The sequence below is a fragment of the Chryseobacterium formosum genome, from assembly GCF_026460885.1.
Classification (GTDB): Bacteria; Bacteroidota; Bacteroidia; order Flavobacteriales; family Weeksellaceae; genus Chryseobacterium; species Chryseobacterium formosus.
Genome location: NZ_JAOVZW010000038.1, coordinates 1 through 295 on the forward strand (window position 1 = coordinate 1; position 295 = coordinate 295).

2 tRNA genes are annotated in these 295 nt (G+C 39.3%); both read right to left on the bottom strand.

What is annotated here, in order from left to right:
- Nucleotides 1–44: 44 nt before the first annotated feature.
- A tRNA-Ala gene (locus tag OF897_RS21335) sits at nt 45–118 on the bottom strand.
- Between the two features lie 85 nt (nt 119–203).
- Nucleotides 204–277: transfer RNA gene (locus OF897_RS21340), tRNA-Ile, on the bottom strand.
- Nucleotides 278–295: the final 18 nt, after the last annotated feature.

Sequence of the window (295 nt, forward strand, 5' to 3'; positions counted from 1 at the left end):
ATTTAAAATTAAACCTTCAAATTAATGTTAACTTAATAACAATGTGGAGAATAAGGGAGTCGAACCCTTGACCTCCTGCGTGCAAGGCAGGCGCTCTAGCCAGCTGAGCTAATTCCCCCTCTAGTCAGATGCTAGATGTTAGTCATTAGATATTAGTAAAAACTAACTTCTAAATTCTAATTTCTAACCTCTATTTTAATTAGTAGTCTCGGGCAGGCTCGAACTGCCGACCTCTACATTATCAGTGTAGCGCTCTAACCAGCTGAGCTACGAGACTTTGTTTTAGATGTTAGAT